Below are 26545 nucleotides of genomic sequence, written 5' to 3' on the forward strand. Positions count from 1 at the left end.
TATGCAGTGAATTTTATAACGCCACCTTGGCATTATGCGCAGGTATTGTATGTGAATGGTTAAATATTTCACCCTGTAAGATCATATTTGTTATTAAAATTATTTTTTTAATTGCTATCCAGAAGACGAATAATAGCAGGGTATAAGAGCGCGAGGGCATTAGGAGAAAGGTAAGTGGTGGAGAGTGAGGTTCGCCATACAATCGAACTAATTTTGGTGTAACGATTCTCTATTGCTCAAGCAATTGTTATTATTCCTTTATTTTACCCAAAAGAGCATAGACATGTCGGCTTCAAATTTTGTTTTACCTGTGATTGACCCTATTGCAATTAGTATTGGTCCACTTGATATTCGTTGGTATGGCTTGATGTACCTGGTTGGGTTTCTATTTGCATTTTGGATGGCGAATCGCCAATGCGACCGTTCAAATGGTGTTTGGACGCGTGAACAAGCGAGTGACCTGCTCTTTTATGGTTTTATGGGCGTCATCTTAGGCGGGCGTACTGGTTATGTCCTGTTTTATCAATTCTCACAATTTATGGATAATCCACTCTACCTATTTAGAATCTGGGAAGGGGGCATGTCGTTTCATGGCGGCGTGATCGGTGTCGTTAGTGCAATTATTTTTTACGCACTAAAAAACAAACGTTCTATCCTATCGGTCGGTGATTTTATCGTGCCATTATTACCGGTTGGTTTAGGCGCTGGGCGCATTGGTAATTTTATCAACTCAGAGCTCTGGGGACGTGTGACTGATTCACCATTTGGTGTTGTCTTCCATAATGCGGGGCCCTTTCCACGCCATCCCTCACAACTCTATGAGTTTGCATTAGAAGGCGTGGTATTGTTTATTATCCTGGTACTGTTTATTCGTAAACCTCGTCCAGCAGGTTCAGTTGCCGGGTTATTCCTACTAGGCTACGGTGTTTTCCGTATTATCGTTGAGTTTGCACGTGAACCTGATGCCCAACTTGGTTTCTTAACCTTTGGTTTAACCATGGGGCAGATACTGTCATTGCCGATGGTGATCGCGGGCATTGCATTAATTGCTTACGCTTATTCTGCTAAAAAAACAGACGCTAAAAAGTAAATATCTGTATAAATTAATAGACTTTACTCTTTTAGGTTCTCCAGTAAGAGCTCACAACTTTGCTTTAATATTGTGAGCTCTTCTATTGTCATTTTTGATTTACAAAGCATCTCTGTGGGCACTTGTTCAGCCTTGTCTCGCATCTCGCTGCCTTGATCTGATAGGCTGATAATACGCACTCGTTCGTCCTCTTTACTTCGTGCTCTGATTATTAATCCTTTTGCTTCTAAGCGTTTCAACAGTGGCGTTAACGTACCTGAATCTAGGTGTACTTTATTGCCAAGCTCTTTCACATTCATGGTTGAATACTGCCATAGCACCATCATCACAATATATTGTAAATAGGTTAAATCCAGTGTGGTTAGTAAAGGGCGATAGGCACGACCCATTGCATTGGAAGCGCTATATAGTGCAAAGCAGATCTGTTTATCGAGTAAAAGATTGGATGATGTTTCTGTTGTTTTCATAAATTATTAGCCTATATACAGATAAAAAGTAACATTTAATATTAAATAGATTGTGCACAATATACTTGCTTTATGTTGAAAACTCAATTAGCATACAAAAATAGATTGTGCGCAACTAGGTTGCTTGCAATTATTTAAATTACATTAAACAAGCTAATTAAGGAATGATGATGACGACTTTATATACCACTTCAGCAACAGCAAATGCAGGCCGTAATGGACAAGTGACCACTGATGATAAAAAACTAGACGTTGCATTGAGTTATCCAAAAGAGATGGGCGGTACAGGTGCTGCTACGAACCCTGAACAGCTATTTGCGGCTGGTTACTCAGCTTGTTTTTCAAATGCAATTTTACACGTAGCCAGTGAAGCAAAGATCGCTATTAAAGCTGCACCTACAACGGCAACCGTGGGCATTGGCCCAAATGAAAACGGTGGTTTTGCACTCACTGTTGCGCTAGCCGTCAACCTTGAATTAGAACAAGCAGCTGCGGTTGAATTAGTGAAAACTGCACATCAGGTATGCCCATATTCAAATGCAGTACGTGGCAATATCGATGTGAAATTGACAGTAAACGGCATCGCACTTTAATCATCAGCAAAATTTACTAACTTTCAGAAAAGGAACATATTATGCGCGCAGTGAGAATTCACCAGTATGGTGGTACGGAAACATTACAGTTAGATCAAATTGATACGCCAACGATTAATGCCGATGATATCTTAATTAACGTGAAGGCTGCGGCGATTAACCCGGTTGATTGGAAGATCAGAGAGGGGTACCTACAGCAATTTATCCCTTATAAATTACCAGTGACACTGGGTTGGGATGTCGCGGGTGTGGTAACGCAAGTTGGAACAGAAGTAACCGATTTTAAAGTTGGGGATGAAGTATTTAGTCGGCCCGATATTGCTCGCGATGGTAGTTATGCAGATTACATTGCAGTTAAAGCCAGTGAAGTGGTATTAAAATCCGATAAATTAGATTTTGCACAGGCAGCTGCTTTACCACTAGCGGGTATTACTGCATGGCAGTGTCTTGTTGATGTTAGTCAAGTACAAGCGGGGCAACGCGTATTGATTCATGCAGGAGCAGGTGGTGTTGGTCATCTAGCGATTCAAATTGCTAAAGCAAAAGGGGCGTTTGTTATTGCAACTGCTTCTGCCGCAAATCAAGCACTACTTACTGAACTTGGTGCTGACCAAGCTGTTGATTATGCATTAGGTGCGCTAACTGAGCAGGTTGAAGCGGTTGATATCGTATTTGATACCATGGGCGGTGAGATACAAGCAAACTCATGGGAGCTGTTAAAAGCGGGCGGAATGTTAGTGTCTGTGGTTGAGCCACCAAGTGAAGAGAAAGCAAAACAGTATGGGGTAAAATCCGCTTTTGTATTTATTGAGCCAAGTAGTCGTATTTTAACCGAGCTAAATAAGCTAGTAGAAGCAGATCAACTAACACCTTTGATTGAGCATCGTTTCTCATTAGAACAGATTGAAGCGGCACATCTACAAAGTCAGTCAGGTCGTACACGCGGTAAAATCGTGATAGAAGTTAATTGATAAAATAAGCTGTCAGTCATTAGCTGTCAGCGATCAGTTAAAACAGAAAAGCCAGATCATTGAACATGATCTGGCTTTTTTACTTACAGCTGAACGCTAAAAGCCGATAGCTGTAAAACTATACCGAAAACGGGTACTTAATTGACTCATGATGTTCGTAACCGGTGATCGAGAAATCATCCAGTGTTACCCAGGTTTCTAGATCTTCGAAGGTCTTAATTTTAGGGTTGATATGCAGTTGTGGCGAAGCAAAAGGTTCACGCGTCAGTTGCACATCACGCATTAATTCAAGCTGATCTTCGTAGATGTGTGCATTAATAATCTTGTGATACGCTTTTCCCGGTTTTAATCCGGTGATCTGTGCCATCAATGCAAGCAGTGTGTAAACCTGTACTTGATTGAAGTTGAGACCAAGCGGCACATCACACGAGCGTTGGTAGCTATTCAGATACAAGTAACCATCAAGAATAGAAAACTGATGCTGGAACATGCACGGTCTTAGGCACCCTAAATGGAAAGAAGCAGGGTGATAGAAAGTAATAATCTCGCCTCGGTCATCTATCCCTTTTGATAAGTTATCAACGACTTTACGTACTAAATCAATACTGCCGCCATCGGGTTTAGGGAAATTACGCGCCACTGCACCGTAAACAAAGCCCATATCATCTTCACCTTTACGGCTTGGGTTGTTTAACCAATCGGCATTGTCGTTGGCATTGGCATTCCATGTGTTGCAGCCAATTGCACGAAAATCTGCAGCATTACTGTAACCACGTAAGTAACCAAGAAGCTCTGCAATAGCTGCTTTCCAAAAACTTTTTCTGGTAGTAATTAATGGAAATTCATTACTATCAACGTTGTAGGTTAGATCTGCATTGATAACGGTTAGGCAGCGTTTTCCTGTGCGTTCGTTTTCAACCCATTTACCTTGTTCAACGATTCTTCGGCTTAACTCTAAATATTGCTTCATCGGTTTTATTACTCTTCAAATTCATTCTTGGTTTGTTTGAAGTATACACTTTCAGGTTTAAATTTAAGTGTGAATTTCAATTTATAATTGAGTTTCTAAGGCTATATTATATAGCTATTAGGAAGTTCTTGAATCGGCGAAAGGTTATCTTCAATGAGTAGTTTCTCAAATTCATCAGCGGGTAACGGTTTACTAAATAGATAACCTTGACCATATTCACAATCTAATCTCTTCAAGAAATCTGCTTGAGCTTGCTCTTCTATCCCTTCGGCAACGACTTTTAAGTTGAGTGCTTTAGCCATTGCAATAATCGCTTTTACTAATGATCTATCTGCTTCATTTTCAGATAGGTTCATCACAAAGGCACGATCGATTTTTAGTTTACTAAATGCATATTTTTGCAGGTAACTCAGTGCCGAATAACCTGTACCAAAATCATCAATACTGAGCTGAATACCTAAATGACGTAACTCTGCGAGCATACTACTGAGTTCACTTTCTTGGCTAATCATTAAGCTCTCAGTTACCTCTACATCAAGCTTCGATTTTGGCAGTCCTGTTTTATCAAGCACTGCGATAATTTTTGCCAATAGAGCATGACAATCACGAAATTGTACACTAGAAAAATTAACCGCAATCTGCATCGGTGAAATTGCCTGCCATTTAGCGGCTTGTTGGCATGCTTGTGTGAGTGCAAAATCACCGAGTTGGTGAATGAGACCATTACGTTCAGCCAATAAAATAAATTCATCCGGTGGAACAAAACCAAGCTCTTCATCAGTCCAGCGCATTAATGCTTCAGCACCACATATTTTACCCGTCTGTAGGTTGATTAATGGCTGGTAGTACATCTCTAGCTTGCCATTATCGATAGCATAACGTAAACGGCGGTTAATATTGACGTTGCGTAGTACATTGGCATTCATTGTTGAATTATAAAAACTAAAACTATTTCGGCCATTATCTTTCACGCGATATAAAGCCATATCTGCACACTTTAACAGTGTATCGGGTGTCTCACCATCCTGCGGATAAATGGATAAACCGATGCTGGTGGAGGTAAAAAACTCATGGCCTTGGACATGAAAAGGCTGTTCAAAAAGGGTCAATATATTAGCCGCGAGCAGTGTTGCTTCTTGCGTGTCTTTCAAATCGGGTAAAATCAGTAAAAACTCATCGCCACCCAAACGTGCAACAGTATCCGATACACGAACTGCCTGGAGTAATCGCTCACTTGACTCAACTAACACTTGATCACCAGCACTATGTCCGAGCGTATCATTGATATGTTTAAAATTGTCTAGGTCAATATACATCAGTAAAATTTTACTGTGATTACGCTTACTCAACTCAATGTAATCGCCGAGTTGGCTGAGGCTATAATTACGATTGGCAAGATCGGTTAATGAATCATGTGTTGCTTGATATTGAAGCACTTTTTCGGAGGCAATACGTTTACTTACCTCTTTTTCTAACTGGTAGTTATGCACAGAAAGTTGTTCCCTCTGCTGCTGTGATAAACTCACCTCTGTTTGCAAAATGGTATTATTGTGCTCGATACGAATTAGGAAGTAGAGGCCAAAAATAACCGGGACTGCCAATATCGATATCACCACAACAAACCAATGTGAGGTAAATAGATCTTGATTATTGACCGGTTCATACCAACCAATGAGCGTTAATGGGGTTCTTTTTATCGGTTGTTCTAAAAACAGTAAATAGTCGCCTTCGGTAAGCTCTCGCTTCTTCGCTCTGCGTGGAATTTCTAATGAATCCCAAATAAACAGGTTACCTTTTTCTGAGGTTAACTCTAAATGACTGCCGCTACCGAGATATTCTTGGGCGGTTAATTGCTGAATAATTATCCCATTATTTACTTCTGCAGTAATAAAAGCGATTGGGTCACCATTGAGATAAACAAGTTGTAACAATTTGATGCTGATATCATTTTCTAGTTGCTCGATATGAATCAATTGCTTTTCTTGGAGCAGCTTTTGGATATTTATTGCGCCTAATTCAAAGGCGTTACTTTTGGTATCTGTAACAAGAGTACCGTCGAGGTTGATAAGAGAAATTCTGTTAAAAATAGGTTCATCATTGATGGTTCTTTTGGTCTTTATTTTTTTTATCAGTGTTTCTAACTTGAATAGGCTTGCACTTAATCCGTACGCCATCGACATGCCTGAGCTACGATTATGGAAGAAAGTGGTCATGGTTTTATCGTTTGCTAGTACGCTCATATTGTCTTGTGAGACATTAAAAAAATAACTTAAGGTATAAGCGTAGTGGGCAACTTTTAATTCTAGCTCGTTATGCTGTGATGCCTTAAGTCTATTTTGTCCTAGATTAATGACCGTTAAAATAAGAACGAGATAAGCCGCAAGTACGATGCCTGCTGCTACAATAGCGGTTTTGCCAGTTATGAATCTAGGTAATTTCATTATCGATTAGCTCATGACTTTGGTTGGAAAAAGTCATCATAAAAATGGAAAACAGAAGGATAATATTTTTTCACCAGGCGGTTATAGGTTCCCTCTTTTTTTAGTTGTCTTAAGTATAAATTAAATGCATGGCGTAATTCAGGAGAGTTTTTGCGAAAGGCAACAGCCATTCTTTGCTCATCTGAGATAGGGCCGATCACTTTAATCTCACCTGGCCATCTTTGTAGCGCAATTAACGTATCAGGTACATCAAGTAAGGTGCTCTCAGCATCATTATTTAAAATCGCAGGAATCATCTCATTTAGCTTGCGTGCTTTGATCGGTAAAATGACATTCGCTCCTGTTACATCTAGGTTATACAGGTCCGGGTCTAAGCATGAATGCTTCATTGCCATCACATCAACGCCTTTAATCAGTTCTTTTACTTGAATAATATCATCTTCAATAGAGTCACCTGGGGTAATCGGTGTGAGCATAGAGTCTGAGCGGGCGATTAACCATACTGCAGAAGGGAAGTATTCGTCTGAGAAATCAACGACCTGTTTACGCCATTCAAGAATCGTTGCACCATTGGCAATCACGTCACCCGCTATCGCTTGCTTGAACTCACCAATAACAACTTGTCCGTTTTTATAGTGAGCGCTTTCGCCATTAAGCAGAGTGAATACATTTGCCCAAGTCGCTTCTACATATTCGTATTGCACGCCAATATGCTCTGCAAAACCTTGCATTAATTCAACATCAAGCCCGCCTTCAATGGTCTTGTCGCCCTGTTTATCTTGGGTTATAAAGTTTGCGTAGGTAACACCAATATGGCGTAAAACACCGTCTGCCTTTATCTCTGCAAGGTCTCTTGCTTGTATGAATTGCGAAAAAAATAGAGTGGAAATAATGATAAAATGAAGTAAAAAAAGATGTGGTTTTATCTTGTGTGGCATGTAGTGTCCTTACAATCAACTGCGCTATTTGTATTATAAAAGGGTGGACCACGATTTGCCAATTGTATCTGGCTGAATCGTGGTTATTTACACTTACATCGTTTGGAAAACTTGCTGTAATGCATCGACCAATTCTACGACATCCTGTTCACTATGAAATAGATGTGTAGAGATACGCAGCGCGTGTACATCCGTCGCATCATTAGAGAATAGTTTAAAATCAGTGGTTCTGATAATAAAACCTGTCTCTTCACGTAATCTATCCCTTAACTCGGTTAATATAACCAAATCAGTTTGATCAGAAAAAGGATTAAAGGTGGTTAGACCACTGCTTAGCTCAGGAACATTAGGTGCATAAAGTTGTGCTGTTGGAAAAGCTGCTTGCAAAAGAGTCTTACACAGTTGGCTTAAATGCAAAACGCGTGCTTCAATCTTATCGCGTCCAATCTCATCCCATAGATTACAGGCATCACACAAAGCTTGTTTAGCTGGGTAGTTATCGTTACCTACATATTGAAGCTGTAATTGTGTACCTAGGTAGCTAGCGTGCCCTAATGATGAGTTAATAAACCATAATGGGTTTTCTCTATCTGCCCAGTAGTTATCGAGGCGTGTCGCATTATCACGAACGTATAAAATACCTGTAGCGCCAGGTCCACATTGCCATTTATGACCAGAACCTACATAAAAATCACAGTCCATATCATTGAAGTCAAGGTTAAGCATACCAATTGTATGCGCGCCATCGATTAATGTAGGGATACTATTCGGAATCGCAACTTCTTGACAGATACGCTTAGCGGGTAAGGTTGTACCTGTCTTATAAGTGATGTGAGAGAAGCTGATTAAGCGTACGCTAGCACCATATTTTTCAACGGCATCAGCAAAGACATCAACAAAGTCTTGTGCGCTGATCTCATTATCTGGCGTATAAACAGGAATATCGAGGTAAACCACTTCAACACCATAGCGTTCGCTTACAACGTGGAAAGGTGAGTTCCCTGCAACATGTTCATGATGAGTTGTTAAAATCACATCTCCTGCTTCAAAATGTAATCCGTTAAGAATTGTACACATGCCATCAGTAGTATTGCGGCTTAATATTATTTCATTTGTTTGAGCGCCAAAGCCTGGTGCGATTTTAGCGACCATCTCTGAAACGTAAGGCCAGCCACCAAATTTATCCTGCATATCCCAAGGGTTACTTGCGACAATTTGGTTATTCTTGTTGTATGACTGTAATACTGATTCTGGCATTGAACCTGTTGTACCAATATTCATGTAGGTAGTTTTTTTATCGAGAGTGAACTCTTTTTCTACTTTCTTCCAGAAGTTCTTATCTGAATGATGGTTATTGTTATTATCCCAACGATGTCCTGCCTGCGCATTACCGCTTACCATTGTTGCACCTAGACCCGCTAAGGCAATGCCTGCGCTGCTTTTTAGAAAATGACGACGGCTCAGTTCAGGTGTGTTGTTACAATCCTTTGTTTCCATTGTTAACTCCATTTATAAAATGTTAGCAAGATATTGATAATCAATCATATTACTATTTTCAATCAGTAACATTGTAAGTTTATAATTTCAAAGGTTATAAATAAGAAGTTGATCAATTTTATCGATATTTTTTCTTGCCAATAATGTAAATTTGCGATTCAAAAAAAGTCTATTATTTAATTTTTTTTGAGCGCTAGTTTAAAACGTTTAAAAAATGTTCAATTAAATGCAAAGATTAGATAGGGATCACGTTTTTTTGCTGTATACTGCGCGACCGAATAAACCCCTTTTCGATATCGATTATGTTTATCATTAAATTTTTATGTAACCCCTTATGCAATATTGCTAGTTCGCTAGTTAATATCAATTAGCTAAAACTAGGAATATCACTGTGCTTGCAACTTCTAATATCACTATGCAATTTGGCCCTGAGCCATTGTTTGAAAATATCTCTGCTAAATTTGGTCACGGTAACCGTTATGGTTTAATCGGCGCTAACGGTTGTGGTAAATCGACTTTCATGAAAATTCTTAGTGGTGAATTAGTACCAACGTCTGGCAACGTATCAATTACGCCTGGATTTAAAGTGGGTACATTGAGCCAAGACCAGTTCGCTTTTGAAGCATTTAGCGTGATTGATACCGTTATTATGGGTGACACTGCATTATGGGAAATCAAACAAGAGCGTGATGCAATCTACGCAAACCCAGAGATGACAGAAGCAGACGGCATGCGTGTTGGTGATCTTGAAAGTCAGTTTGCTGAAATGGACGGTTACAGTGCAGAAAGTCGTGCGGGTGAAATCTTATTAGAAGCTGGTATTGAAGAATCGTTTCATTACGGATTAATGCAACAGGTGGCACCGGGCTGGAAACTACGTGTCTTACTAGCACAAGCGCTATTCGCAAACCCTGAAATATTGTTACTTGATGAGCCAACCAATAACTTGGATATTCATACGATCAGCTGGTTAGAAGGTGAGTTGAACAAGCGTAAATGCACCATGATCATCATCTCGCATGATCGCCATTTCTTAAATTCAGTTTGTACACACATGGCTGATATTGATTACGGTGAATTACGCATTTACCCTGGTAACTATGAATACTTTTTAGAGCAGTCTGCATTGTTACGCGAACAGTTATTATCAGGTAATGAGAAGAAAAGTGCTGAAATTGCTGAGTTACAAGACTTTGTTAACCGTTTTGGGGCAAATGCATCAAAGGCGAAACAAGCGAGTTCTCGTGCTAAAAAAATGGATAAAATTAAGTTAGATGATGTTAAATCATCAAGCCGTATTAGCCCGAACTTAAGCTTTGGCGCGGGTAAAAAAATGCACCGCCAAGCGCTTGTATTAGAAAACCTAGGTCATGGCTTTGACGATGAAATGTTGTTTGAAGGAGGCGACGCTATTTTAGAAGCGGGTGCCAAACTAGCGATCATTGGTGAAAATGGCGTGGGTAAAACAACGTTCTTACGTTGTTTAGTTAACGAGTTAGAAAATAAAGAAGGCGTTGTTAAATGGTCTGATAATGCGACTATCGGTTATTGCCCACAGGACAGCGGTAAGTTGTTTGAAAATGAATTAACCATCATGGATTGGATGTCGCAATGGCGCAGATCTTGTCATAACGATTTAATGGTACGTGGCATGTTAGGACGTTTACTGTTTAGTGATGACGATGCAAATAAAAAAGCATGTAACTGTTCTGGTGGTGAGAAAAACCGTCTGTTATTTGGTATGTTGATGATGTCTGATTTAAACGTACTGATTATGGATGAGCCAACCAACCACATGGATATGGAAGCCATTGAAGCCTTGAATAATGCACTTAAAGAGTTTGAAGGTACATTAATCGTAGTAAGCCATGACCGTGAATTCGTTTCATCGCTAGCGACACGTATTATCGATATCAAAGATAAAAAAGTGGTTAACTTCCAGGGTACGTTAGATGAATATCTTTCAAGCCAAGAAGAAGCACGCAAAATCGCTTAATGTGATTAAAGTATAAACAGCTAAAAGCTAAAATGAGCACGAGATTATCCTCGTGCTTTTTTATTTGCACCTTGAATAAATTAACTTTTCTTTGCTAAAAGGTATTTAATCGTTTCGGCAAGCTCTTGCTTTGAGTCATGTGCAGAAGCGATAACTTGATATTTGCCTCTTACAATAAAAGTAGGCACCGACTGAATCTGTGTTTTATCTGATAGGCGTGATACGTCGTCAACACGTTTAGACAGTGCTTCAAATTGCTGATCGTTGTAGTTAATGGGGCTTATTAACCCACGCGACTCAAACACTTCAATCATTGCTTTTTGAAATGCCTCATCACTACTACTTTCTGGCAGCTGCATTGCGGTAAACAGATCAACTAAGAAGTAGTAATCGGGGATTGCACCGGTTTGCATCTCTGCCGCATAATAAAACATTGATGCGATATAAGCAGGTTGGTTAAAGGCGACATGTAGTTTAGTGATTTTTTGTCCTATCGACCTTTGCAATGCAGGAATTAAATCCTCCATTTGCCGACAGTGAATACAGGTTAATGAAAACACCTCTGTGACAGGTGAAAAATTGTTGCTATTCAAGGTTTCTGGGAGTAGTCGATACTGTACACCTTGAATGGGGGCGACTGTTTCGTTACAACCGCTCAAAAAAAGGCTGAAGAGCAAGCTTGCCACTATTTTTTTTAATGATATTTTAAGAGCTAGGGGTTTAAATTTCATCATATTGCCTTATATCTATACAGTAGGTGAAATAGTTTGAGTGAATTTTTAATTCGCTTCTATTACAAAAGGATAATACATGTTGCAGGGAGGTCAAACATAATCAATTAAGGGTGTTATTTTGATTAAAAAACTAACCGATTACCTCTCATCATTATTCAAATTTGAAGATGATACAGATAAACCAGACCAACGTTTTGCGATTGCGTCATTGCTGTGTGCAGTGAGCCATGCTGATCATGAAACGTCCGACCTAGAACGTTTAGCAATAAAAAATAGCTTGATGAAGCAACTCAATCTCGAAGAGAATGAAGTGAACGACATTATCGAGGTTGCTGAGCAAGATATGTTAACGTCGACCTCTATCTTTGATTTTACCTCTTTGCTGTCAGACCTTACCCACGAATCACGCGTTAGCATCATTGAAATGATGTGGCGTGTTGCTTATGCTGATAATCACTTAGGTGAGATTGAAGAGGCAGTTATTCGTCGTGTAGCTGGGTTGCTTTATGTCCCTCATAGTGAGTTTATCCATACAAAATTAAAAGTTGTAGCTACGCTTTAATCAACCTTACATTATTATATCTACCAGATTTCAAGGAAATTAAATGCCGCAACAAGCCACAAAAGAAGCGATAAAAATAGCCTTTGCTGTGACTTTTGCTATCTGTTTTGCACTCTGGTTAGAGTGGGATAAACCTTATTGGGCTGGTATGGCTGCATTAGTGATGGGCATGAATGAATCCTTTGGTCATGCTATTCATAAGGGTAGAAATCGAATTTTAGGCACGATTATAGGCGCAGCAAGCGGCGTGCTGTTAATCAGCTTGTTTTCACAAGAGCGCTTTTTATTTTTAGCTTCGCTAACTCTGATGCTTGCCTTTTGTGTTTTTATGTCAAGCCATAAAAAATATGGTTATATTGCCACCATCAGTTTTATTGTCTGCTTGATTGTCGCTTCGGTAGGTGGATTTAATAGTGAGTCTACCTTTACGATTTTGCTGTTACGTTTACAAGAAACCTTTTTAGGTGTCATTATCTATTCACTCACCTATCGATTTATATGGCCAAAAGAATCTGAGGAGGCATTTTTTTTACTGTTTTCTCAAGTAAGAAAAAAACAGCTCGCTGCCTATGAAAGATTAGTCTTTAGTACCCAAAAACAAGCGCTCTCAGAGACGAATAATACGCCTCAATTAAATGCTAACATTCAAATTTTAGATGACTTAGTGAGCATGCCATTAAAGGGCAGTTATCGACTGTCACAGTACCGACAGCTATGGAAAGATCGTGTTAAAGCGATGTTTGTTGCGCAATACTGCTTGTCTCTTTTACAGAATAAGTTACGTACAGAGGGGACGATACGGGGGCCTTTTAATGATAAACAAGCCCCTATCAAAAATCCGCTACTGTTATTGCAATCAACCATCGCTTATTTAAAATTACTGGAAAGCGCAATCGAGATCTCTTTAGATACAACGGTTGATTATAAAAGCGTAAAAAAGATGGCTTGTCCAAAGCGGATTGTTGTCGCCTACCGGTATTTACCCGAACAGGCGAAATCTAGTTTACTAGCGAAAAAGAATTATTTGCTTGATGGGAAAAAAGCACTCAAAGCGGTTTCTATTTTTGTTACCTCAATGGCGTTATGGATATATCTGCCGATACCCGATAGTTATATGTTTCCATTGAATGCGGGTGTTTTTGCCACTATTTTAGCGGCAATGCCTGATAATGTCGTTAAAGACTGGATGATTGGCTATTTAGGCTTTGGCGTATTGTATATCGCTCAATATGTATTTTTATTGCCGGGATTCACTGAAATGTGGCAACTGGCGATCTTTTATTTTGTTAATATTTTTGCACTGTGGAAAGTGTTTTATAAACCACAACAACTCGGTTTTCGTGTGATAGGTGGCAACGTGATGATGATGATGACGATGGGGGCATTGCATTTAACGCCTGTCTATGACCTTGAAATGTCTTTATCAATGTTGGTTTATATGATGTTTGCTTTGATAGTCGCGCAGTTTTATATTCACTTATTTCGTGCACCCATAACACAGAAATGCTAATAATTATAAAATACAAGCCTAGTGGAATGATGCCTCTAGGCTTGTGTTACTCAGGTGAGTTTATTATGTCATCGTGACAAACTCTTCCGAACCTGTCGGGTGAATAGCGACAACCGCATCAAAATCTGCTTTCGTTGCACCCATTTTCATGGCAACTGCAAAACCTTGAATCATCTCATCAACCGTAAAACCAATACCGTGTAAACCGACTACAACCTCATTGTCGCCAGCACAAACTAGTTTCATTTTACAAGGTTGGCGATGCTTAGTCACCGCGGTGTACATTGAGGTAAAGCCTGATTGATAAACTTTTACGCTTTTTTCACCATACTGCTCAATCGCTTGTTGCTCTGTTAAGCCGATCGTACCGATCGGTGGATGGCTAAATACAACCGTAGGAATCAGGCTGTAATCCATTTTAGCGTCAGGTTTATTATTAAACAGACGCTCAGATAACTGGCGACCAGCTTTAACTGCAACAGGGGTCAGTTCAACACCGCCTTCCATGATATCGCCAACACAGTAGATACCAGGAATATTGGTTTCTTGGTATTCATCTACCTTAATAAAGCCGCGTGCATTGGTTTCAACACCCGTTGCTGCCAAATTAATACTATCGGTTGCAGGGTGACGACCAATAGCCCAAATTAACGTATCAACATTGTATGATTCGCCATTTTCCAGATGTAATGTCAGGCTACCATCAGCCTCTTTTACCACTTCTTTAGGTGTGCAATGCGTATGTAAGGTTGGTCCTTCTGCTGCCATTACTTCAACTAACGTATCGATAATTAAGGGATCAAAGCTACGCAATGGTGACTCTTTACGGACAAAAATATGTGTCTCTGTACCTAGTGCGCTTAATACACCTGCTATCTCTACCGCAATATAACCAGCACCAACCACAGCCACACGTTTAGGCTGCTCTACAATTTCAAAGAAACCGTTTGAATCGATACCAAACTCTGCACCGGGAACATTAGGAATAGAAGGGCGACCGCCCGTTGCAATGGTGATATGTTTTGCTGTGTAGTGTTTACCGTCTACTTCAACCGTATTTTTATCTACAAAAGTTGCAAATCCCTTGATAACTTCAACATTGTTATTACCTAATACGCGATCGTATGAGTCATGAATACGGCCAATATAGGCTTGGCGATTTTCGACCATCTTAGCCCAGCTAAAACTTTTAACATCAACATCAAAACCATAATCTTCTGAATATAAATTAATCGCTTCAGCAACCTGTGCCCCATGCCACATTACTTTCTTAGGAACACACCCTACATTGACACAGGTACCGCCTAACTCTTTTGCTTCAATGATAGCGGCTTTAGCGCCATACATAGATGCACGATTTGCAGAAGCGATACCACCACTACCACCACCAATACAGATATAATCAAAATCAAATTGTTGTTCGCTCATCGCTAACCTCGTTGTTTTTTAATAGTAATAGGAATTGTATGTCCTAAGTTCAGGCGCTGCACGCTATTTTATCTGGTGTGCAATTGTTTAATGGATCACGTAGGCCCATTAAACAATAATGCTTGATATTTAAGCTGTTACGTTTTGGTATGCCCATGTTAACCAAGGCATCAATGCTGCTAGGTCGCTTTGTTGAACAGTGCTGCCACACCAGATGCGCAGACCACTTGGTGCATCTTTATAAGCGCCAATATCAAAGGCAACCTGTTGTTCACCAAGTAATTTAATAAACTGTTTTAGTTGCTCGCTAGTTAAATCGACAGATAAACAAACGCTAGTATTAGAGCGTGTACTCTGTTTTTCTGCTAAAAAGCTAATCCACTCATTTTGTTCAACAAAATGAGATAATACAGCAAGGTTATCCTGTGATTTTTGAATGCTTGCTTCAACGCCACCGATCGATTTAATCCAGTCCAACGCATCTTGGTAATCAGCAACACATAACATCGAAGGAGTATTAATCGTTGCACCTTTAAAGATGCCCTCAATTAATTTTCCACCGGCGGTTAAACGGAAGATCTTTGGCATTGGCCAACTTGGTGTGTAACTTTCTAAGCGTTCTACTGCACGAGGGCTTAAAATAATAACGCCATGTCCACCTTCACCACCCAATACTTTTTGCCAGCTAAACGTCGTTACGTCTAATTTTTCCCATGGCATTTGCATCGCAAAAACAGCAGAAGTTGCATCACAAATTGTCAGGCCAGAGCGTGAGTCTGAGATAAAGTCACCATCCTCGACTTTAACGCCAGAAGTAGTGCCATTCCAAGTAAATATACAATCGTTATCTGGGTTTACCTGGCTTAAATCTGGTAATTGTCCGTAATCTGCTTTAAGTGTATTAACATTTTCTAGTTTTAGCTGTTTGGTAATATCAGTAAACCAGCCTTGACCAAATGACTCCCAATAACAGATATCAACAGGGCGAGGGCCTAATAATGACCACATCACCATCTCCATTGCACCCGTGTCTGATGCTGGCACGATACCAACGCGATATCCCTCTGGTAGCTGAAGTAGCTCTGCAGTATCAGTAATGACCTTTTGTAGTGCATCTTTACCTACGTTCGAACGGTGTGAGCGCCCAAGAGTTGAAAGATCCAGTTGATTAATATCGTAGCCGGGACGTTTTGCACAGGGGCCTGATGAAAAGTTAGGGTTAGCTGGTTTGATCGTTGGTTGGGCAAGGCTCATCATTAAATCCATTTTAATAGTTGATAATGGTGAAATATAATACAGGCAAGTGAAGATAATTAAATGATTAAAGTTAAAAAGCAGCCGCTTAAATCAGCGAACGCCTACAATTACTTATTACACATCGTTCTTTATAAAGAGTATAAAGATACCTAGATAGCTTAAATCTGATCTTTTATTGAGCAGTTAAGCTTTTTTTGTCGTTTTTCTAGGCAGTTAAACTTTTTTAGTGTTAAAGGGGCTTTACTTTGTCACTAGCTGAGGTATTATTCACCGCGTCTGCAGGGGTGTAGTTCCAACGGCAGAACGTCGGATTCCAAATCCGAATGTTGGGAGTTCGAATCTCTCCACCCCTGCCATATTTAGACGAAGGCTCAACAGTTTACTGTTGGGCCTTTTTCGTTTCTAGCGTCTTTTAAAATCTTTGGCTGGCTGCAAACCTGCATGCTAGGAGTAAAAACTCCACTCCGACACCTAAGCACATTTAGATGAAGGCTCAACAGTTTACTGTTGAGCCTTTTTCGTTTCTAGCGTCTTTTAAAATATTTGGCTGGCTGCAAACCTGCATGCTAGGAGTAAAAACTCCACTCCGACACCTAAGCACATTTAGATGAAGCCTCAACGAGAAATCGTTGGGGCTTTTTCGTTTCTATCGCCTTTTAAAATATTTGGCTGGCTGCAAACCTGAATGCAGGGTTCAAATCCGAATGCTAGGAGTGAAAGCTCCGCTTCGAGACCTAGCCACATATTAGATGAACCCTCAACAGTTTACTGTTGAGGGTTTTTCATTTTTAGCTCCCTGTAAAAACACTAAAGCGTATTTTTGTAGATCACCCCATCTTTCATGATCATTTTGAGGTTTTCCTTTGGTTTGGTAAGAATTGAAATATCGTCAAGTGGGTTACCATCGATTATCAATAGATCCGCGTAGGCACCGACTTTAATTACCCCCATTGGATGCGGGTATGGATTGCGCTTTCCTGACAAAGCAAGTAATGCTGCTGAATTTGCTGTGGCTTGTTGCATAATTTCTGCATTAGAAAACCATTTAGTACGGTGTACAAATTCCTCATTGATTCGCTCAATAGCAGCTGGGTCAGTAATGATGTCAGAGCCAAATGCGATTTTTTTATAACCTATTTTTTTAGCTGTCGAGAATAAATTATCAAGCCCTGCGTATGCTGCACGATGTTTTTTCGCTTGGTCTTCAGTGTAACCTTTAGGAATAAAGGTATAGACACTGACTTGAGGGGATAGCCAGATATCCTTTTCTTTCATGTATCGCAGTGTTTCTTCATCAATAAGGTTGGCATGCTCAATACTTTTTACGCCATTATCAACCGCACGTCGAATACCATCACTGTTATATACATGTGCGAGCACATAGGTGCCCCAATCACTCGCCGCGTTCACTGCTGCTCTAATTTCTTCTGGTGTAAATTCGATGACATCAAGCGGATCAGCGTAAGAGCCTGTGCCTCCTCCTACTGCAATCTTAATTTGTGTCGCTCCTTGTCTTAAACTTTCTCTCGCTGCCTTAAGTACTTGAGGGACCCCATCGGCAACAACCATGTCGCCATTTCTTACCATTGGATCCCATGTGCCATTGCCATTAACGTTTGAGGCATCTGAAGCATGGCGGTGGTCTGCATGACCTGATGTTTGTGTAATCATTGGGCCTGATGGATAAATTCTCGGTCCTGTGACATAACCTTCATCGATTGCTTTTTTCAAAGAAAAAGTATTCCCCGCAACGTCCCTTAAGGCGGTATAACCGTTCATTAGGTAGGTATTCACCGTGCTAGAAGCTACGTAAGCAGCAAATCTTGTATCGGTGGTAAATATGTCGCCAAAAGACATTTGGCCAATAATGTGCTCATGAACCGCTATAAAACCTGGGCTCAATGTTTTATTACCTCCTTCAATTATGTCTGTTCCATTTTCAGCAGCAATATTGTCAGATATTTGTTTTATAAGGTTGCCTTCAATAAGTACATCCTGGTTTGGTATCAGTTTGTCGCTACCATCATAAACATTTACATTTTTGATCAGATAGCGGTGCAGTGGTTGTTCAGTTGCAATCGCATTATTTATCAATAATGTTAATGCGGTTAGCATTACCGCAGAAGTCCATTTTTTTAACATATACTCACCATCTTTTATTTTTAAATGAAGGAATTTAGTCGTCTTATTAGGGTAATCCATGTATCTGTTTTTTCCAGTGTAATAGAACAGCATATTGAGTAATATGGTTAAGAAGTTTTCGATTTTGTCGCGCTCATGAAATGAAAAATTCCAAATAAGAGCGAGCTAAATTTACTGTTATAGCGCCTGAAAGGATATGTATGTTAAGCATGAAGGATTGAATATGTTGCGATGGAGATATTAATGCTCTTATCTTGGATCGTTAAACATCATATTTAATTGGTTAAGCCTTTTTCCTAGTGCATCAGTATCGAGGATATGAATAACGCCGCGCTCAATGGATATTTCGTGGGCTTTTTCAATTTTTTTTAATACTTCATTAATTCTAGGTCGAGATAAACCAGTCACTGCACATAATTGTTCTTGTGTTATTTTGATAGAAACTTTTGTCCCTTGTATTATTTTTTTCTTTTGCGCGAGAGACACTAGCGTATATACAATTCTAGCCTCTTTATCATGCAGTGCTGTGAGTGAAACTTGCCAAAATACAGGCTGCATTTTATTTAAACAGTGGAATAAAAATTTATAAACTTCAAGGTTTTTTTCTGCGAGTAAGGTTACTTTTTTTCTGCATAAAAAAAGATATTCGACTGGCTCTATCTCTACGGTAAGAAGGAATATATCTGACAGTTTTCCTACCGTATTCGCGCCAACCCAATCATTAGTGCCAAGTACAAAGCCTAAGCTATTGTTCATGTTTTCTGATTGTACAGAAAGCGTAGCAAGACCTGCTGTTATGTAATAAATACCGGGAAAGTCCGTTTTTTTCTGAGTATCAGGTAAACCTTTACCAGGCTGTGCTATCTCAAAAAGTTGCTGTTTTAAGCCCTCAGAGATAGGACCGGGCCACTGTATAGTATCAATATTTAAAGTAGACATATTAGTCCTTTGTAAATGAAGAATTGAGTCGCGGCTATTTTCTCAGTAAAAAGAACGGTAGCAGTATTAGATTTTATTTCATTTACCCATTATCACAAGACGAATCGTAAATTCATTCAATAATGATTCGATAGTGCGAGTTAAAAATTGAATCCTTGTGGGGGCATTTATACCTTTTTTTATCTGCTTTGGCGTTGACTGGAGGTAGGTCGATTTAGTTCGTTATTGATAGAATTTATGAATCGTAGGCTTTTGTTCTTTAAAGAACAGTCTTCCTTTTTTGAGTCGGTATTATCTACCTTGCTTTGACCACAAGGAGTTCAATGTAACCTGTTTTTATCGTTAATGCAGCGGAACAAGGGGAACTCATTTAACTCAGCAGACATCGTGAGATGATCACAAGAGACTCCCAACTATAGTCAATAATACTAAGTTTACCCACGGCCTAGAGAGGATTGTTTTTTTCTAGGCTTTTTTACTCATTGATATATTTCTTGTCGTTTTTTAATACCCCTATCACCTACTTTATAATTCCATTTTGCGCCTAACTGTCGATATCGTAAAAACAGCTAAACTTATGATCTACTTTATATTCTTCCATATTTTTCTTTAGTTAAATAGGTGTTGAATGTTACAGTAAGTTACAAATGTTAAATACATGTACAGTGGTTATGCCAATCTAACTAAATACTTGATCATTCTTGCTGGATAAATACCTTTTTAACTTCGTTCTCAATTTTGCAATTAGAATAATTAGTTAACTGCAATTGACCTCTTGTTATAAATGAATTTTCCTGCGTAATCTTCTGACCAATTACTAATCCAGATTAGTATCAGGCTAAAGTCTTAATCAATTGGAGAATATTTTGCCAGTTTTCATTATTGTTTTCCTATTGCTACTTTCTAGCCCAATTAAAGCGGTACAGATAACGACTGCAAACGCACATTGGCCGCCATGGCGAGTTATTGAAGCTGACGGTACACTGAGTGGTATCGAATTGGATATTCTTAAACGCTTAACAACTCATCTAGACTTTGATCTTATTATTAAAGGATGCGGATGGAAGAGGTGCTTAAAGCATATGGAAGTCGGTGAGAGTGATGTCATGACAGGCCTTTTCAAAACCGCTGAACGTGAGCAATATATGAAATTTATAACGCCTGCTTATCGTGTCGAAAAAAATATCTGTTTTTATCAAAACAAAGACAGTTCAAAAGAGATATATCATTTTAAGGACTTATACGATATATCGGTAGGGGTTGTGAAAAAAGTCGCTTATTTTGAACCTTTCGATAGTGACCCTCGCATTAATAAACTCTATGCCACCACGGATGAATACCTATTTCGCTTATTGCAAGCTGATCGTCTTGATGCGGTTGTTATCGCTTGTGTTACCGGCGACGTTTTAGTTAGTGAGCTAAATCTTCAAGGTGTATTTAAGCATGCTAATTATGTATATCGTGTTGCTCACCCTGTTTATCTCGCTATTTCTAAGAAGTCACCTTTCTTAGCAAGAGAAGCTGAAATTTCAAAAGCGTTGCAAGGCATGATCGATAGAGGAGAAGTTCAGAAGATAATGGCGAGTTACGGGGTTCAAGATCTAAACTAATGGTGTTGTTTTCTTTCTGTTTGATAGATAGTCAAATAGCTTCGCTATTTTATCGCTTATTATGGTGATAATACTGCAAATGTCTTTTTATGTCGCCTCACTAGAGCGATTTATCTTCATTTAACCTACCTGCCCATTTTAAATATAATACTCTACAGAAGAAGATTGAGATTAAGTTGTTGATATTTAAGTTAAAATATTTCTTTTCGTCTACTCCGGCGTAGAAGGGTTGTCTCGTTTGTATTTCACGCCTAATTTTTATTGTTTATGAAAATAAAGTTAAACCTTAAGTTGTTGTTTTTATTGGGTTAATTTTTATAACATAATTTATGATTCATCTAACCTTGCTTCAATTGTGATCTTAGCTCTCATTTTAACGTTTTGTTAACCCTTTTAGAGGGGGGGGAGGCTGTGGGAATGCAGCTTGATAGTTACCATTAGTGCTTGTTTTTAAGGCTTTATATTAGCCACTGAAACATCTTTAGTGGCTGTTTTTAAATGACAGTTGGGTAGCTTGCATTCAACCTAAGAAATAATTCTGCTTCTTAGGTAGATCTTTAAGGTCAGTATTATTATGAAAATAAAGTACAAATTAATTATAAATTCATGTGTTTCAATTATCAGTATGTTAGTTATGTTGCTATTACTGAACTTTTCTTCGGATGTGTTACAAAATAATATGACACTTTCAAAACAGATCGGAAAGATAGAAGCCGATATGATTCAGTTGCAAGTCTATGAAAAAAACTTTCAGTTCCATAAGCAATTAAAAGATGTCGAGTTATTTGAAGAAAGCATCAGTAGACTTAATGGCACACTGAGTGAAGTGAAAAATGAACTTAATGACATCGGTATTCCCTTAGATGAGATCAATAACCTTGCCAGTGCGCTTGATAGTTATCATCAGCACTTTGGCCACTTTGTCGCCGCGCAGAAGCGTATTGGTTTAGATGCTAATGATGCTTTATATGGAGAACTCACCAAAGCTGTTAGTACAGCAGAACGCAGAGTGGGTAGTCGTGACTATAAAGCACTGAGTATTCTATTACAGGCTCGTAAAAGTGAAAAAGATTTCTTATCGACTCATGATGGTAAATATATTGATGAGTTCAACGTTATTTATAAGCGTATGCTTGATCATGTGAAATATAGTGATTTCCCTAAAGCTTATAAAAGTGCGGTAGGCGTTGTATTGGAGACCTATCATAGTGCCTTTATTGCGGTTGCTGCAGAGCAAGAGATAATGGGGTTAACTGCAGATGCTGGTCTACAAAAGAATATGCAAGATAGTGCATTGGTTCTAAAAACTAATCTTAATATTTTGATGTCAAAAACCACCGCTGAGGTGATGCAATATATGTCATCAATCAAGAATATAACTTACCTCTTGTTTGCAGTTGCATTACTTATCTCGATTGTGATCGGTTGGGTTACAGCACGCAGCATTATGAGCGCTATCTCTTATATCAAAAACTCCATCGTTTCGATTGCAGACAGTAATGATTTAACGATTCAAGTGTCGACACGAAGTAAAGATGAATTGGCTGAAATGGCTGGCGCATTCAATGAAATGATTGCAAATTTCCGTCGTCTTATTATCTCTGTTCAAGGCTCGGCAAAAAATGTAAACCATGCATCGACTACCTTGACTGGCAATATTCATGAGGCAAGCCTTGGTGTGCAGTCACAGATGCAAGAAACTGATATGGTCGCAACCGCAGTGACTGAAATGGCGACGACGATTGAGGAAATTGCGAGTAATACCACCGATGCTGCTAACAAAGCAGAGTTGACCAACCAAAATGCGATAATCGGTAAGCAAGGGGTGGATACCACTATCAACCAGATTAACTTGTTATCTCAAAAATTGCTGGAATCGGAAGGGGTGGTTGATCTCCTTGCTAAGGATAGCGATACCATTGGCCGTGTATTAGAGGTAATACGTGGCATTGCCGAGCAGACTAACCTACTTGCGCTTAATGCCGCGATAGAAGCTGCTAGAGCGGGTGAACAGGGCAGGGGATTTGCAGTTGTTGCCGATGAGGTGCGGACGCTTGCTAGTCGTACTCAAGACTCCACTAAAGAGATTGAAAATATTATTAGTTCTTTACAAGGCAGGACTAAAAATATTGTATCGCTAATGGTAGATTGCCGAAATGAAGGGCAGGAAAGTGTTGTTCAAGCGAACCAAGCGGGAAAAATGTTAGAAGAGATCAACCAAGATATTGTTGGCATCATGGAGATGAACACCAGTATTGCTTCTGCAATTGAGCAGCAAAGTATCGCTTCCGCTGAGGTTAACAGGCACCTTGTTTCTATCCGTGATGTGGCAGAGAATTCGGGAGAAGCTTCTGAGCAAAATGAAGAGATGAGTTATGAACTTGAAAAACAAGCGAATGATTTAATTCATGAAGTGAGCAAGTTTACCGTTTAGTAACAAGGGGTAGTTGATATTCTGCATAGTGAAGTACTGTGACGCTGACTATTGCGCGTGGTTTATAAGTCTGGGCTATGAATGACTATCTTTCGCTGCGATCAAGTATGTAGAGTAAAAACGGCAACCCTTTAGGTTGCCGTTTTTGTATGTTTGCGTTAATAAAACTACTTTGGGTCTTATTTAGTCGTGATCCACTCAACACTCACACCTGCTTGGATAAACATGGTTTCACTGAGTGCGACTTTATCCCCCCAGCGTGCGAGAAAATCTTCATCTTGCTCTGGGCAATGTACCGCGTTGATGCCGGTTTGGATGATTTTTGCTGCACAGTTTGGACATGGGAAATGGGTTACCCAAATCTCACAGCCACTTAAATCACGTTTAGCATAAAGAATCGCATTCTCTTCCGCATGCAGGGTTTTAAGTAATTTTAGCTCTCTACTATCAGTGGCTGCACTATCAGATATACCGTGTGGGTAGCCATTAAAGCCAAGTGAAACAATCCGGTTATGTTCAGTGATCACCGCACCGACTTGCGTTGAAGGGTCTTTGCTCCAAGAAGCCACTAACTCTGCCATTTGAATAAATCGTTCTGCCCATTTAGAGATCATAATTATCCTTAGTATTTGATATTAATCGTTAGAAAAAGAGATAAGCGTATTAATACAGGATAAATCTTATTATAGAAATAGATACTTCACTTTAACTAAGTGATGCGCTTTATAATAAGATAAATTATTAAAGTGTTCATACACTCTGCTTTAAATGATCGCCACCTGCGTTGTGCTTTTTCTCTGTTTAGCGTGCTAGCTATTGTGAACTTCAGAGTGACATCTCTGTTTAATGATAATGGCAGATCATGATCTTTTATTTTCTGATCTTTTTTATTCAATGCTATTATTAGCGGCTGTTTACAATACCTTTAAAAACTTAACCCTGAGTCTATTATGTTGCATCAAAAAGCGCTCTATCTTCAAGAGATGGGAATAACCCACTGGCAGGTACGTAAACCTGCATTATTCACTAATGGCAGTGGTTTTCCGATGTTAGACCTTAGTGCATGTAAGTTGCTGTTAGTGTGCGGTGAAGGTGAGTTTAATCACCCTTTAACCAGTGCAATTTTAAATGCATTTAATGTAAAACCAGCAGAAGTTTGTAGCTGCACAATGGAGCAGTTTGAAAATCAGCAGGGCGAGTTACCTGAGATAATCTGGTCAACTCTAGGAGAGATAAAACAGCCGGGTCATGCATTATTAACCTCACCTACGATTGCTGAACTTGCTTTACAGCCTCTCGCTAAAAAACAACTATGGAAAGAGTTCTGTGCTTTGTAATAAAAACAGTGACAATAAAAACCGACAAATACTACCAATGGGACTTGCTGATATAAAGCAGGTTACCGAGATAGAAAATAGTGCTCATACTCATCCGTGGTCTGAAAAGTTATTTTTAAGCAACTTTGGGCAACGCTACTTTAGTCATGTATTGCTGAGTGATGATGTGGTTATCGGTTATTTTGTTGCTAGCGCAGTTGCTGGAGAAGTCACGCTGATGAACATAGCTGTTGCGCTAGAAAATCAGGGCCAAGGTGCTGGACAACAACTATTACAATTTTTGCTTGATTACTCACGCAAAACTGAACAGCAAGAAGTTTGGTTAGAGGTACGTATTTCAAATGAAACTGCGATCCATCTTTATCAAAAGCTGGGCTTTGTAGAAGTGGATGTGCGCAAAGCCTATTACCCAACAGACAATGGCCGCGAAGATGCGGTGATAATGTGTTGCTATCTTTGAATGGCAATACCATATTATGAGCTAACAGCTAACAGCTAACAGCTAACAGCTAACAGCTAACAGCTGTTTGTTTTATCCTAATTCAGGAAAAAAGAATGATCTCGAAAAACCAATTAAAATTGATCAAAGCACTTGAGTCTAAAAAGCAGCGCAAAAAGAACGGGTTGTTTATTGTTCAGGGCGAAAAAAACGTATCAGAGTTATTCAACTCAGGTTTTACGATTAAACAGATATTTGCAACGGCAAGTTACATTAATAATAACGGTACGTTATTAAGTCAGCATAACTTGGTTCCTTTAATCACCGAAGCGAGTGAAGATGAGCTTAAAAAAGCAGGTACTTTGGTTTCAAACAATAGCGTATTAGCGATTGTTGAGTGTCAGGATTTTTCTGTGCCTGAGATTTCTGAAAATGAGCTGATTTTGGTATTAGATCAGGTCGGTGATCCGGGTAATCTAGGCACTATCTTACGTGTTGCTGATTGGTACGGTATCAAAAATGTTATTTGTAGCCCTGATTGTGCTGATTTTTATAATCCGAAAGTGATTGCGGCAACGATGGGATCCTTCGCACGCGTTAATGTTTCTCATACTGACTTAACGGAGTATCTGGGTAAACAAGCTAAACCTGTTTATGGTGCATTTTTAGAAGGTAAAAATATCCATCAAACACAGCTATCAAGCAGTGCGTTTATAGTGATGGGCAGTGAGTCACACGGCATTTCAGCTGAAGTAGGAGCGTTTGTCTCAGATAAAATTACGATTCCTAATTTTGGACAAGCGGAATCGTTAAACGTGGCAATGGCGACGGGTATTATTTTGGATAACTTTAAGCGTTAAGAGATTCGCCTTGTGGGGGGCGCTTTATTGGGCTCTAAATATTGACGGGCTGAACCCTGAAGCTATACCGATGTAGGCCGGTCTTTAGGCCGATACATCAACGTAGTTGGTGCGAGTTGTTGGTGTGCTATAAACGTCGAGAAAGTGATAACAGCCTCAAACCTTGCACTACGGTGTAATATCGCGATAAATCACGACCTTGGTTTAGTTTTGTAGGTTACTAAATATTGACGGGCTGAACCCCAACGTACAGGTTCATTTGCAGCTATCTTTTGAATAATCTAAGCAAGTTAGTGAAGCTATACCGATGTAGGTCGGTCTTTAGGCCGA

General features: G+C 39.4%; 22 protein-coding genes and 1 tRNA gene. 12 read left to right on the forward strand and 11 right to left on the reverse strand.

What is annotated here, in order from left to right:
* Positions 1-283: 283 nt before the first annotated feature.
* Positions 284-1090 carry a prolipoprotein diacylglyceryl transferase gene (lgt, locus tag QQK09_RS10105; protein ID WP_284204012.1) on the forward strand — a complete coding sequence of 269 codons (807 nt, stop codon included), beginning with the start codon at positions 284-286 and terminating at the stop codon, positions 1088-1090.
* Between the two features lie 23 nt (positions 1091-1113).
* Here the strand turns inward: lgt and ohrR are convergent, their stop codons facing one another.
* Positions 1114-1557, reverse strand: a complete 444-nt coding sequence (gene ohrR, locus QQK09_RS10110) for a transcriptional regulator OhrR (RefSeq protein WP_284204013.1) — start codon at positions 1555-1557, stop codon at positions 1114-1116.
* 170 nt (positions 1558-1727) lie between these two features.
* Here ohrR and ohr point away from each other — a divergent pair, with 170 nt between their 5' ends.
* Positions 1728-2150 carry an organic hydroperoxide reductase Ohr gene (gene ohr / locus QQK09_RS10115; protein ID WP_284204014.1) on the forward strand — a complete coding sequence of 141 codons (423 nt, stop codon included), beginning with the start codon at positions 1728-1730 and terminating at the stop codon, positions 2148-2150.
* Positions 2151-2191: 41 nt separating this feature from the next.
* Complete coding sequence (locus tag QQK09_RS10120; RefSeq protein WP_284204015.1) at positions 2192-3121, forward strand: NADP-dependent oxidoreductase; 930 nt, start codon at positions 2192-2194, stop codon at positions 3119-3121.
* A gap of 118 nt (positions 3122-3239) precedes the next feature.
* On the opposite strand, the gene QQK09_RS10125 is transcribed toward QQK09_RS10120, so the two are convergent.
* The 4 genes from QQK09_RS10125 to QQK09_RS10140 all read right to left on the reverse strand — a co-directional run bounded on the left by QQK09_RS10125 (position 3240) and on the right by QQK09_RS10140 (position 8967).
* On the reverse strand, positions 3240-4091 hold the full coding sequence (locus QQK09_RS10125; RefSeq protein ID WP_284204016.1) for a thymidylate synthase: 852 nt from the start codon (positions 4089-4091) through the stop codon (positions 3240-3242).
* 101 nt (positions 4092-4192) lie between these two features.
* Complete coding sequence (locus tag QQK09_RS10130) at positions 4193-6532, reverse strand: putative bifunctional diguanylate cyclase/phosphodiesterase (protein ID WP_284204017.1); 2340 nt, start codon at positions 6530-6532, stop codon at positions 4193-4195.
* 11 nt (positions 6533-6543) lie between these two features.
* Positions 6544-7470 carry a transporter substrate-binding domain-containing protein gene (locus QQK09_RS10135; protein ID WP_284204018.1) on the reverse strand — a complete coding sequence of 309 codons (927 nt, stop codon included), beginning with the start codon at positions 7468-7470 and terminating at the stop codon, positions 6544-6546.
* Positions 7471-7563: 93 nt separating this feature from the next.
* A complete protein-coding gene (locus QQK09_RS10140) occupies positions 7564-8967 on the reverse strand; it encodes an aminotransferase class V-fold PLP-dependent enzyme (protein WP_284204019.1) in 1404 nt (467 codons plus the stop codon).
* 391 nt (positions 8968-9358) lie between these two features.
* Here QQK09_RS10140 and QQK09_RS10145 point away from each other — a divergent pair, with 391 nt between their 5' ends.
* Positions 9359-10963, forward strand: coding sequence for an ABC-F family ATPase (locus QQK09_RS10145; protein WP_284204020.1), 1605 nt, complete (start codon positions 9359-9361; stop codon positions 10961-10963).
* Positions 10964-11043: 80 nt separating this feature from the next.
* Here QQK09_RS10145 and QQK09_RS10150 read toward each other — a convergent pair whose 3' ends face one another.
* Entirely contained in the window at positions 11044-11694 is a 651-nt protein-coding gene (locus tag QQK09_RS10150; protein WP_284204021.1) for a thioredoxin domain-containing protein, read from the reverse strand.
* A gap of 121 nt (positions 11695-11815) precedes the next feature.
* Here QQK09_RS10150 and QQK09_RS10155 point away from each other — a divergent pair, with 121 nt between their 5' ends.
* A complete protein-coding gene (locus QQK09_RS10155) occupies positions 11816-12259 on the forward strand; it encodes a tellurite resistance TerB family protein (RefSeq protein WP_284204022.1) in 444 nt (147 codons plus the stop codon).
* A gap of 43 nt (positions 12260-12302) precedes the next feature.
* Positions 12303-13769 (forward strand): FUSC family protein, encoded by a 1467-nt coding sequence (locus QQK09_RS10160; protein ID WP_284204023.1) that lies wholly within the window; start codon positions 12303-12305, stop codon positions 13767-13769.
* A gap of 63 nt (positions 13770-13832) precedes the next feature.
* Here the strand turns inward: QQK09_RS10160 and gorA are convergent, their stop codons facing one another.
* Together gorA and QQK09_RS10170 are read right to left on the reverse strand one after the other, a co-directional pair.
* On the reverse strand, positions 13833-15197 hold the full coding sequence (gene gorA, locus QQK09_RS10165; RefSeq protein WP_284204024.1) for a glutathione-disulfide reductase: 1365 nt from the start codon (positions 15195-15197) through the stop codon (positions 13833-13835).
* A 129-nt stretch (positions 15198-15326) separates the two neighbouring features.
* On the reverse strand, positions 15327-16451 hold the full coding sequence (locus QQK09_RS10170; protein ID WP_284204123.1) for a phosphoserine transaminase: 1125 nt from the start codon (positions 16449-16451) through the stop codon (positions 15327-15329).
* Positions 16452-16734: 283 nt separating this feature from the next.
* On the opposite strand from QQK09_RS10170, the gene QQK09_RS10175 reads away from it, so the two are divergent.
* Positions 16735-16810 (forward strand) — tRNA-Trp (locus tag QQK09_RS10175).
* A 451-nt stretch (positions 16811-17261) separates the two neighbouring features.
* Here QQK09_RS10175 and QQK09_RS10180 read toward each other — a convergent pair.
* Together QQK09_RS10180 and QQK09_RS10185 are read right to left on the reverse strand one after the other, a co-directional pair.
* A complete protein-coding gene (locus QQK09_RS10180) occupies positions 17262-18596 on the reverse strand; it encodes a metal-dependent hydrolase family protein (protein WP_284204025.1) in 1335 nt (444 codons plus the stop codon).
* Positions 18597-18845: 249 nt separating this feature from the next.
* Entirely contained in the window at positions 18846-19535 is a 690-nt protein-coding gene (locus QQK09_RS10185; RefSeq protein WP_284204026.1) for a Crp/Fnr family transcriptional regulator, read from the reverse strand.
* Positions 19536-20401: 866 nt separating this feature from the next.
* Here QQK09_RS10185 and QQK09_RS10190 point away from each other — a divergent pair.
* Positions 20402-21145 carry a substrate-binding periplasmic protein gene (locus tag QQK09_RS10190; RefSeq protein WP_284204027.1) on the forward strand — a complete coding sequence of 248 codons (744 nt, stop codon included), beginning with the start codon at positions 20402-20404 and terminating at the stop codon, positions 21143-21145.
* 634 nt (positions 21146-21779) lie between these two features.
* Entirely contained in the window at positions 21780-23579 is a 1800-nt protein-coding gene (locus QQK09_RS10195; RefSeq protein ID WP_284204028.1) for a methyl-accepting chemotaxis protein, read from the forward strand.
* 179 nt (positions 23580-23758) lie between these two features.
* Here the strand turns inward: QQK09_RS10195 and QQK09_RS10200 are convergent, their stop codons facing one another.
* Entirely contained in the window at positions 23759-24193 is a 435-nt protein-coding gene (locus QQK09_RS10200; protein WP_284204029.1) for a dCMP deaminase family protein, read from the reverse strand.
* Between the two features lie 336 nt (positions 24194-24529).
* Between QQK09_RS10200 and QQK09_RS10205 the strand changes: the two genes are divergently transcribed.
* The 3 genes from QQK09_RS10205 (at position 24530) to QQK09_RS10215 (ending at position 26215) form a co-directional block, all read left to right on the forward strand.
* Positions 24530-24916, forward strand: coding sequence for a DNA polymerase III subunit psi (locus QQK09_RS10205; protein WP_284204030.1), 387 nt, complete (start codon positions 24530-24532; stop codon positions 24914-24916).
* Entirely contained in the window at positions 24906-25376 is a 471-nt protein-coding gene (rimI, locus tag QQK09_RS10210) for a ribosomal protein S18-alanine N-acetyltransferase (RefSeq protein WP_284204031.1), read from the forward strand. The genes QQK09_RS10205 and rimI overlap by 11 nt, the downstream gene beginning before the upstream one ends.
* Positions 25377-25471: 95 nt before the next feature.
* Entirely contained in the window at positions 25472-26215 is a 744-nt protein-coding gene (locus tag QQK09_RS10215; protein ID WP_284204032.1) for a TrmH family RNA methyltransferase, read from the forward strand.
* Positions 26216-26545: the final 330 nt, after the last annotated feature.

Source organism: Psychromonas marina (assembly GCF_030161115.1).
Classification (GTDB): domain Bacteria; phylum Pseudomonadota; class Gammaproteobacteria; order Enterobacterales; family Psychromonadaceae; genus Psychromonas; species Psychromonas marina.